The 9,593-nt window shown below is 67.0% G+C and carries 10 protein-coding genes and 1 pseudogene; 3 read left to right on the forward strand and 8 right to left on the reverse strand.

Annotation, left to right across the window (positions count from 1 at the left end; genetic code table 11):
- A partial coding sequence (locus KZA10_RS02980; protein WP_256934334.1) for an aminotransferase class IV occupies window positions 1–587 on the forward strand: 587 nt, incomplete at its 5' end.
- 92 nt (window positions 588–679) lie between these two features.
- Here the strand turns inward: KZA10_RS02980 and pstB are convergent.
- The 7 genes from pstB to KZA10_RS03015 all read right to left on the reverse strand — a co-directional run bounded on the left by pstB (window position 680) and on the right by KZA10_RS03015 (window position 8,779).
- Window positions 680–1,459 (reverse strand): phosphate ABC transporter ATP-binding protein PstB, encoded by a 780-nt coding sequence (gene pstB, locus KZA10_RS02985; protein ID WP_017828973.1) that lies wholly within the window; start codon window positions 1,457–1,459, stop codon window positions 680–682.
- 28 nt (window positions 1,460–1,487) lie between these two features.
- Complete coding sequence (pstA, locus tag KZA10_RS02990) at window positions 1,488–2,591, reverse strand: phosphate ABC transporter permease PstA (protein ID WP_017828972.1); 1,104 nt, start codon at window positions 2,589–2,591, stop codon at window positions 1,488–1,490.
- Window position 2,592: 1 nt separating this feature from the next.
- Window positions 2,593–3,543: a phosphate ABC transporter permease subunit PstC gene (pstC, locus tag KZA10_RS02995; RefSeq protein ID WP_017828971.1), complete on the reverse strand. Its 951-nt coding sequence runs from the start codon at window positions 3,541–3,543 to the stop codon at window positions 2,593–2,595.
- Between the two features lie 92 nt (window positions 3,544–3,635).
- Window positions 3,636–4,742: a phosphate ABC transporter substrate-binding protein PstS gene (gene pstS, locus KZA10_RS03000; protein WP_218682139.1), complete on the reverse strand. Its 1,107-nt coding sequence runs from the start codon at window positions 4,740–4,742 to the stop codon at window positions 3,636–3,638.
- 150 nt (window positions 4,743–4,892) lie between these two features.
- Window positions 4,893–5,882, reverse strand: coding sequence for an NUDIX hydrolase (locus KZA10_RS03005; RefSeq protein WP_055873917.1), 990 nt, complete (start codon window positions 5,880–5,882; stop codon window positions 4,893–4,895).
- A complete protein-coding gene (locus KZA10_RS03010; protein ID WP_218682140.1) occupies window positions 5,879–8,044 on the reverse strand; it encodes an RNA degradosome polyphosphate kinase in 2,166 nt (721 codons plus the stop codon). Before KZA10_RS03010 ends, KZA10_RS03005 begins: the two co-directional genes overlap by 4 nt.
- Before the next feature lie 51 nt (window positions 8,045–8,095).
- Window positions 8,096–8,779: a response regulator transcription factor gene (locus KZA10_RS03015; protein ID WP_055865247.1), complete on the reverse strand. Its 684-nt coding sequence runs from the start codon at window positions 8,777–8,779 to the stop codon at window positions 8,096–8,098.
- 71 nt (window positions 8,780–8,850) lie between these two features.
- On the opposite strand from KZA10_RS03015, the gene KZA10_RS03020 reads away from it, so the two are divergent.
- On the forward strand, window positions 8,851–9,141 hold the full coding sequence (locus KZA10_RS03020; RefSeq protein WP_218682141.1) for a hypothetical protein: 291 nt from the start codon (window positions 8,851–8,853) through the stop codon (window positions 9,139–9,141).
- A gap of 150 nt (window positions 9,142–9,291) precedes the next feature.
- Window positions 9,292–9,468, forward strand: a pseudogene (locus KZA10_RS03025) (FABP family protein); the annotation flags it as partial.
- Here the strand turns inward: KZA10_RS03025 and KZA10_RS18660 are convergent.
- Window positions 9,431–9,593: MepB family protein (locus tag KZA10_RS18660; protein WP_218682142.1), on the reverse strand; the 163-nt coding region annotated here is incomplete at its 5' end. The pseudogene KZA10_RS03025 and the gene KZA10_RS18660 sit on opposite strands and share 38 nt — an antisense overlap.

The following is a 9,593-nucleotide window of genomic DNA, read 5'->3' on the forward strand; positions in this document are numbered from 1 at the left end:
TCGGGGTGCTGGCCCTTGTTGACCGCGAAGCCGTACTCGCCGCCCAGTTCCGGCTGACCGATGAGGCGGAAGCCGGACCCCTGCTGGATGCCGTAGGCCAGCACGGGGAAGTCCTCGAAGTAGCCGATCTCGACCGCGGGTACGACCTGGGTGCGGCGGAACGGGCCCCGTGGCTGTTGCTGGGCGCGAAGACGCTGTCGTACGCCGTGAACATGGCCGCCCTGCGTGAGGCGCACCGACGCGGCGCCGACGATGCGATCTTCCTCTCGAGCGACGGGTTCGTGCTGGAGGCTCCGACCGCCTCTCTGATCCTCCGCTTCGATGACCGGTTCGTGACCCCGGCTCCGAACGGCGGCATCCTGCACGGCACGACGCAGCTCAGCGTCTACGAGTATCTCGCCGCCCAGGGGTTCGACGTCGGCTACGACCGCATCCCGGCGACCGACCTCCCCCAAGCGGATGCCGCGTGGCTGGTGTCGAGCGTCCGTCTCGCCGCCGCGATCACGGCCGTCGACGATGTCGCACTTCCGGTCGACCACACGCTGACTGCGGACCTGAACCGCTACCTGCTCTCGCCCCGCGACTGATCCCTCGAGGCGCCGGCACGCGAAGACGCGCCGGAACGTGAAAAGGGCCCGGGAACCGAAGTTCCTGGGCCCTCTTCACGTGTTTCCTCAGCTCACCCGAAGCGGCCGGAGACGTAGTCCTCTGTGGCCTGCACGGAGGGGGTCGTGAAGATCGACGTGGTGTCGTCGTACTCGATCAGCTTGCCGGGCTTGCCGGTGCCGGCGATGTTGAAGAACGCGGTCTTGTCGGACACGCGGCTCGCCTGCTGCATGTTGTGCGTCACGATCACGATCGTGAACTCGTTCTTGAGCTCCCCGATCAGCTCCTCGATCGCATAGGTCGAGATGGGGTCGAGAGCCGAGCACGGCTCGTCCATCAGCAGCACCTGGGGCGACACGGCGATCGCACGGGCGATGCACAGACGCTGCTGCTGACCGCCCGAGAGGCCGGACCCGGGCTTGTCGAGGCGATCCTTGACCTCGTTCCACAGGTTCGCGCCCGTGAGCGACTTCTCGACGAGGGCGTCCTGGTCGCTCTTCGACATGCGGCTGTTGTTGAGCTTCACACCGGCGAGGACGTTCTCCTTGATCGACATCGTGGGGAACGGGTTCGGACGCTGGAAGACCATGCCCACCTGGCGGCGGACGAGCACCGGATCGATGCCGGGGCCGTAGAGGTCCTTGCCGTCGAGCAGCACCTCGCCCTCGACTCGAGCGCCGGGGATGACCTCGTGCATGCGGTTGAGGGTGCGCAGGAACGTGGACTTGCCGCAGCCGGAGGGGCCGATGAACGCGGTGACGCTGCGCGGCTGGATGTCGAGGGACACGCCCTCCACGGCGAGGAAGTCGCCGTAGTAGACGTTCAGGTCGTTGACTTCAATGCTCTTGGACACTGCAGTTCCTTGCTTGTCGGGTCGAGGCTCAGCGGCCGGTCTTGGGTGCGAAGATCTTCGCGACGAGCCGCGCGATCAGGTTGAGCAGCATGACGATGATGATGAGCGTCAGGGCGGCGGCCCAGGCCCGTTCCACGTATGCCTCAGCGGGGATGCCCTGGTACGCGTACTGCGAGTACGTGAACACCGGGAGGGTCTGCATGCGTCCGCTGAACAGGTTGTAGTTCATGGCATCGGTGAATCCGGCCGTGAGCAGCAGCGGCGCGGTCTCGCCGATCACGCGGGAGATGGCGAGCATCACACCCGTCGTGATGCCGGCGATCGAGGTCGGAAGGACCACCTTGACGATGGTGAGCCACTTCGGCACGCCGAGAGCGTACGACGCCTCGCGCAGCTCGTTCGGCACCAGCCGCAGCATCTCCTCGGTGGAGCGCACGACGACCGGGATCATGAGCACGGCCAGAGCGACCGAGCCCGCGATGCCCATGCGCACACCGGGACCGAAGATCAGCGCGAAGACCGCGTAGGCGAACAGACCCGCGACGATCGAGGGGATGCCGGTCATGACGTCGACGAGGAACGTGATGGTGCGCGCCATGCGCCCGCCCTTGCCGTACTCGACGAGGTAGACGGCCGTCATCAGACCGATCGGGATCGAGATGACCGCCGCGGCGAGTGTGACCAGGAGCGTGCCGATGACGGCGTGCAGGGCGCCGCCGCCCTCGCCGAGCACTCCGCGCATCGATGACGAGAAGAAGAGCCCGTCGAAGCGGGCGACTCCGTTGGCGACCACGGTGATCGCGACCGACACCAGCGGCACCATCGCGATCGCGAATGCCGAGGTGACGACGCCGGTGATGAGGCGGTCCAGCGCCTTCCTCGAGCCTTCGATGATGCGCGACATCACGTAGATGAGCACCAGGTAGATGACCGCCCCGAGCACGACGGAGCCGGCGATGTTGAGGTCGGATCCGCTGGCCACTGCCTCGAGTGCGAAGGGCGTGAAGCCGATGAGGAAGGAGAGGGCGAGGAGGGCCCAGGGCGACCAGCGGGGGAGGTGGCCCGAGCTGAGCGACAGTTGGGAAGGAGCGGCGCTCGCCGTGCGAGCCGATTCAGGGGCGGTAACGGTCATGTCAGTTCGCTCCCGAGAATTCCTTGCGGCGGTTCACAAACCAGCGTGCGAGAGCGTTCACCGCGAACGTCACGACGAACAGGATCAGACCGGTCGCGATGAGGATGTTGATGTTGACCTGGTACGCCTCGGGGAACGTCAGCGCGATGTTGGCTGCGATCGTGGAGGGGTTCGTGGAGGTGAGCAGTTCGAACGTGACGGCCTTGCTCACCGAGAGCACCATCGCGACGGCCATGGTCTCACCGAGCGCGCGGCCGAGGCCGAGCATGGAGGCGGAGACGATGCCGGAGCGGCCGAAGGGCAGCACGGCCATGCGCACCATCTCCCATCGGGTGGCGCCGAGGGCGAGAGCGGCTTCCTCATGCAGTCGAGGCGTCTGCAGGAAGATCTCGCGGCAGATTGCCGTGATGATCGGTACGACCATGACCGCCAGCACCATGGCGGCGGTGAGGATCGTGCGGCCGGTGGGGGAGACGACGCCGCTGAAGAGCGGGATCCAGGAGGCGTTCGTGTTCAGCCAGACGTAGATGGGCTGCACGGCCGGGGCCAGGACGAGGATGCCCCAGAGGCCGAAGACGACCGAGGGGACGGCGGCGAGCAGGTCGACCACGTAGCCCAGGCCCTGAGCGAGTCGTCGCGGGGCGTAGTGCGTGATGAAGAGGGCGACGCCGAGGGAGAGCGGCACGGCCAGCAGGAGGGCCAGGAAGGCCGCCCAGACGGTGCCGAAGAGGAGGGGGCCGACGTAGTCCCAGAAACTCGTCTTGAGGAGCGAGGCGTCCTCAGCGGTCGCGGTGAAGGCCGGGATCGACTGAACGATGAGGAAGATCGCGACCGCGGCCAGCGTGATCATGATCATGGACCCGGCGGCGACCGCCGTTCCGGAGAACCAGAGGTCACCGGCGCGCTTCTTCGCGACGATGCGCGTCGACGCCGGCGAGGTCGTGGCTGTCATGGGAGCTGCTTCCTGCTCAGTGGAGATCGGGTGTCTGACGCGAGCAGACGGTCCCCGGGATGCCGTGAGGCATCCCGGAGACCGTCACTGGCTCACTTGATGAGGTCGATCGCAGCCCGGGCCTGCGTGCGCAGGTCGTCCGAGATCGGGGCGCTGCCCGCGTTGGTCGCGGCGGCGTCCTGGCCCTCGGCGCTGATCGCGGTGGTGAAGAACGCCTTGGTCAGTGCCGCGACGTTCTCGTCCTCGTACTCGGCGCAGCCGATGAGGTAGCTGACGAGGAGCACGGGGTACGCGCCGTCAGCGGTGGTGGTGCGGTCGATCGCGAAGGCGAGGTCGCCGTCGGTGCGGCCTTCCTCGATCTTCGATGCGTCGAGCGTCGCGGCGGCGCCCTCGGCCGAGTGCGGCACGAACTTGTCGCCGACCTTCACGTTGACGGCCGAGAAGTCGGCGGCCTGCGAGGAGTCGATGTAGCCGATGAGGCCCTGTCCGCCCTTGACGGCGTTGGCGACACCCGAGGTCTTCTCGGCAGACTCGCCGGCGAGGTCGGCCGGCCACTCCTCGACGCTGCCTGCGGTCCAGACGTCGCCCGCGGTCTGTGCGAGGTAGTCGGTGAAGTTGCCCGTGGTGCCCGACTTGTCGGAGCGGTGCACCGGCGTGATGGCGAGGTCGGGAAGCTTCGCGTCGGGGTTGTCCTCGGCGATCGCCGGGTCGTTCCAGTTGGTGATCTTGCCGGCGAAGATCGACGCGATCGTCTCGGGGGCGAGGTTCAGCTCGTCCACGCCGTCGAGCGAGAAGACGATAGCGATCGGGGAGATGTAGGCCGGGATCTCGATGATGTCGGAGCCGTCGACGCACGCGCCGAAGCCGCCGGCCGAGATCTCGTCCGTCTTGAACGCACGGTCGGAACCGGCGAAGTTGACCGCACCCTGCTGGAAGGACTCGCGGCCACCGCCCGAGCCCTGCGGGTCGTACTCGACCTGGGCGTCGGGGTTGGTCTTCTGGAACTCGGCGGTCCACGCCTGGATGGCGACCTGCTGCGAGGAAGCGCCCGCGCCGACCAGGGAGCCGCTGACGGCGGAAGTGTTGGAGGTGGGCTCGTCGGTGGAGCCGGTGCCGCCTTCGTTCGCGGCGCAGCCGGCGAGGGCGAGAGCGGCGACGGCGCCGATGGCGCCGATTCGTGCGATTCGGGAGATCTTCACTGTGGATCCTTCGATCTGGAATGGGTGGGGCCCGGTGCAGGGCACACAGTGACGCTATGGGCGACGGTTAACGAGACTCTCCCGAGCAGGTGAACGGCAGGTGAACGACGGGCGACTCTCTGGGGTGCTCCCGCGAGAAATCAGGGGACGTCAGACTTTGGGGATGTGCGTCTCGATGGCGATGATCCCGGATCCGGGGTTCGTGGCCGAGAGGTGCACGACCGAGAACGCGGCAGGCTCGAGGTCTGCTGCGCTGCTGAGGTAGGACCCCTGGATGGTGCCGGTGGCCAGCGCGATCTCCGAGAGTAGGCCGGGAAGCACCGGGCCGTGGCTGCACAGCACGGCCGGCTTGCCGGCGCGGATACGGCGGCCGACGACCGCACGCAGGTCGGACCCGCCGTCCTCCCAGGCGTCCTGGCTGATCTTCTCCGTCTTCACCGGCTTGCGATCGAGCGCGCGAGAGAGCGGGGTGATCGTCTCGACGCAGCGCACCGCGTCACTGGTCACGATCCGACGCACGCCGAACGCGCGCAACGGTCCGACGATGGACTTCGCCTGCGTGCGCCCGCGCTCGGTGAGCGGTCGCGAGGCATCCGAACCGTCCCACTCCGAACGAGGTGTGGCCTTCGCATGACGCAGCGCGATCACCGGGAAGGTGCGCAGCACGCCGTCGTCGACGAGGTTGGAGAAGAAGTCGAGGATCTCCAGGTCGACGGGGTAGCTCAGACGTGCACGCGCCTTCTTCACACTGACCCACTCCAGCGCGGCGATCTCGCGGTTGGGAACGAACGTCGATTCCCGGATCGCCGCATCCGTCGCCTCCGCAGCCCAGTAGTGCACGACCTTCTGCTTCTGCGAGGCGAGGTGGTACCGGCTCACGCCGACCGACACCCCGAGAGAGACGCGGATGCCGGTCTCCTCGTGCACCTCGCGCACGGCCGTCTCGGCGAGCATCTCACCGGGATCGACCTTGCCCTTGGGGAGGGTGATGTCGCGGTACTTGGTGCGGTGGATCAGCAGGATGCGAAGTTTGCCGTCGACCAGGCGCCACACGACGGCCCCCGCCGCGTACACGGCCTTGTCCGTCCACTTCGAGCTCGTCGCCGTGTCGGCCGGGAGCTGCAGCTGTCGCGCAGTCATCGAACCGCCCGTGCGCGACGGCGCCGCTGGATCAACCCCATGGTCTTATCCTGCAGGTCGATGAGGGGCTTGCCCTCCGCATCGACGGCGTGGCGTTCCCAGACGCCGCCGGCGCCGAGGTGCCACGACGTCGTTCCGGCGTCCATCGCCAGGTCGAAGAACGTCCCGAGCTCCTTGAGGTGCGCGGGGTCGGTCACGCGCACCAGAGCCTCGACGCGGCGGTCGAGGTTGCGGTGCATCATGTCGGCGCTGCCGATGTACACCTGCGGATCGCCGGCGTTCTCGAACGCGAAGATGCGCGAGTGCTCCAGGTAACGCCCCAGGATGCTGCGCACCGTGATGTTGTCGCTGATGCCGTCGAGGTCGGTGCGGAGGCTGCAGATGCCGCGCACCCAGACATCGACCTTCACACCCGCTGCGCTCGCGCGGTAGAGCGCATCGATGATCTCCTCATCGATCATCGAGTTCACCTTGATGCGGATGTGCGCGGGAATCCCGGCCTCGGCGTTCTTCCGCTCGGCGTCGATCTGGCGGATCAGCCCCTTGCGCAGATGCAGCGGCGCCACCAGGAGGCGCTTGAACTTCTTCTCGATCGCGTAGCCGCTGAGCTCGTTGAAGAGTCGCGTCAGGTCTTTGCCGACCTGCGCATCCGCGGTGAACAGTCCGAAGTCCTCGTAGATGCGGCTGGTCTTCGGGTTGTAGTTGCCGGTGCCCACGTGGGAGTAGTGGCGCAGCATCCCGTCTTCCTCGCGGATCACGAGCGCGAGCTTGCAGTGCGTCTTGAGCCCGACGAGCCCATAGACCACGTGCACGCCGGCCTTCTCGAGCTTGCGCGCCCAGACGATGTTGTTCGCCTCGTCGAAGCGCGCCTTCACCTCGACGAGGGCCAGCACCTGCTTGCCCGCTTCTGCCGCGTCGATGAGGGCCTGCACGACGGGGCTGTCGCCGGAGGTGCGGTAGAGCGTCTGCTTGATGGCGAGCACGTGCGGATCGCGGGCGGCCTGCTCGAGGAACGCCTGCACGCTCGTGGTGAACGACTCGTACGGGTGGTGCACCAGCACGTCCGACTTGCGGATCGCCTTGAAGATGTCAGCGCGGGCGCTCGATCCCGCGGGCTGGAACGCCACCGCCGTGGTGGGCAGATGCGGCGGGTAGCGCAGGTCGGGGCGGTCGATGCGCGAGAGGTCGAACAGACCGCGCAGGTCGAGCGGCCCGGGGAGGCGGTAGACCTCGAGGTCGGTGATGTCGAGCTCGCGGACCAGCAGGTCCATCGTGACGTCATCCATGTCGTCGGTGATCTCGAGACGGATGGGCGGGCCGAACCGCCTGCGCAGGAGCTCGGCCTCGAGCGCCTGGATGAGGTTCTCGCTCTCGTCCTCCTCGATCTCCACATCCTCGTTGCGGGTGAGGCGGAACGCGTGGTGGTCGAGCACCTCCATGCCGGGGAACAGATCGCCCAGATGGTTGGCGATGAGCTCTTCCAGACGCAGGAAGCGCTTGATCTCGCCGCCTCCTGGCACCTCGACGAAGCGCGGGAGCATGGGCGGCACCTTGAGGCGCGCGAACTCCTGACGCCCCGTGCGGGCGTTGCGGATGCGGATCGCGAGGTTCAGCGAGAGACCCGAGATGTAGGGGAACGGATGGGCGGGATCGACCGCGAGCGGCATCAGCACCGGGAAGACCTGGGCCCCGAAGTACTCCGACAGCGCCGCGCGCTCGCCGTCGGTGAGCTCTGACCACTCGGTGATCTCCACTCCGGATTCGGCGAGGGCGGGTCGCACCAGCGATGTCCAGGCGTCGGCATGACGCAGCTGCAGGGCGTGCGCCTCGCGAGAGATGTCGGCGAGGGCGTCGACGGGGGAGCGGCCGATGTTGGTGGGCACGGCCAGACCGGTCATGATGCGGCGCTTGAGTCCGGCGACGCGCACCATGAAGAACTCGTCGAGATTGCTCGCGAAGATCGCCAGGAAGTTGGCGCGTTCGAGTTCGGGGAGCGACGGATCCTCTGCCAGCTCGAGCACGCGCTGGTTGAAGGCGAGCCAGCTGAGCTCGCGATCCAGGTAGCGGTGGTCCGGGAGCTGGGAGTCGTAGGACTCGATGGCGTCGAAGTCGTCGTCTTCGGCGTCACCCAGCCCGGCGTCGGCGAGTGCGGGATCGATCATGGGGTACATCTAAGCACCGAGAGGTGACGCGCGTGTGAACGGAGTCGATCGTCAGACCACGCTCGCGAGGCTCTCGTCCTCGTTGACGTTGAAGCGGTAGCCGACGTTTCGCACCGTGCCGATGATCTGCTCCTGGTCGCCGAGCTTCGCCCTGAGCCGTCGCACATGCACGTCGACGGTGCGGGTGCCTCCGAAGTAGTCGTAGCCCCAGACCTCGCTCAGCAGCTGTTCGCGGGTGAACACACGAGCGGGGTGGGTCGCCAGGAAGTGCAGCAGTTGGAACTCCTTGTAGGTGAGATCCAGAGGCCTGCCGCGCAACTTCGCCGAGTAGGACTGCTCGTCGATCGTGACGCCGGATGCCTGCACGCGTGCGGGCTCGGCGACCTCATCGCGTCGAGCCAGCGCGAGACGCAGTCGGGCATCGATCTCGGCAGGACCGGCTGTGGCGAGCAGGACGTCGTCGATTCCCCAGTCTCCCGAGAGCGCGCTCATCCCGCCTTCCGTGACGACGAGCAGCAGTGGCGCATCCTGCCCTGCTGTCCGCAGCAGGCGGCACAGCGACTTCGCGGCGACGAGATCGTGGCGGCCGTCGACGATCACGACGTCGTAGTCGGGGGCGCTGACCAGCTGCGACGTCTCTGCGGGGATCTGGCGCGTGCGGTGGCTCAGCAGCTCGAGCGCGGGGAGCACTTGCTCGGAGAGCGGAGCGTTGGTCAGAACCAGCACCTGGGCCACGCGCACTCCTCACAGACGCGGATCGACGTCGTGCCGCCATGATACCGGGAGCGATGCGCAACAATGGAGACATGACGGATCCCGCACTCGCACCACGCAATGCGTTCGTCGGTGTGCTCGTCGTCTGGGCCACGGCCTTCCTCGCCACCGTCGCCATCGGCATCTTCGTGCCGGAGGAATGGCGTGTGCTCTGGCTGCTCGTCGGGTTCGGAGGCGTCGTACTGCTGTCCTTCGCGGTGCAGCTCTGGTACGGGCGCACCCAGGGCTTCATCTTCCGCGTTTCCGGAAGCGTCATCGGCGCTCTGCTGCTGATGGGCATCATCTCCGTCGGTTTCGGCCTCGCGGCACTGATCCCCTCCTGACACCGGCGCGGCGCGGTAAGGTGGATGACATGGACCTCATGGCGCTCGAAATCTTCTTCATCGGCCTGCTGGGCCTTGCGAGCCTCGCTATCGTCTTCGTCTCGGCAGTGGTGCTGCGCAACCTCTTCCGCGGCCAGCGCTGACGCGATAATGCTCGAACTGCCCGTCGAACTTCCGGCCGATATCGTTCCCTTCGCATGGCTTATCGGCGTCTGGGAGGGCACCGGCGTCATCGACTATCCGGTCGGGGATGAGCGTCTGCAGGGCGAGTTCACCCACCGGATCAGCTTCAGCCACGACGGCGGACCGTTCCTGAACTACTCCAGCAAGTGAACCGGAACACCCCTCGTCGATCATGTTGCGCCACGAAGACAAGCAGCCCCGCAGCGGGATCGTCATCGCTGAACGGCGTCGTGTTCCCATCCGCGTGTCGTTGCCAGAACGCGACGAAG

The sequence above is a fragment of the Microbacterium sp. BF1 genome, assembly GCF_019279095.1.
Taxonomy (GTDB): Bacteria; Actinomycetota; Actinomycetes; order Actinomycetales; family Microbacteriaceae; genus Microbacterium; species Microbacterium maritypicum.

Excerpts from the sequence above, each read along its gene's own strand:
- pstC (WP_017828971.1), bottom strand. The coding sequence starts at position 3,543 with ATGACAGCCACGACCTCGCCGGCGTCGACGCGCATCGTCGCGAAGAAG.
- pstA (WP_017828972.1), bottom strand. The coding sequence starts at position 2,591 with ATGACCGTTACCGCCCCTGAATCGGCTCGCACGGCGAGCGCCGCTCCT.
- KZA10_RS03010 (WP_218682140.1), bottom strand. The coding sequence starts at position 8,044 with ATGATCGATCCCGCACTCGCCGACGCCGGGCTGGGTGACGCCGAAGAC.
- KZA10_RS03020 (WP_218682141.1), top strand. The coding sequence starts at position 8,851 with ATGACGGATCCCGCACTCGCACCACGCAATGCGTTCGTCGGTGTGCTC.
- KZA10_RS03005 (WP_055873917.1), bottom strand. The coding sequence starts at position 5,882 with ATGACTGCGCGACAGCTGCAGCTCCCGGCCGACACGGCGACGAGCTCG.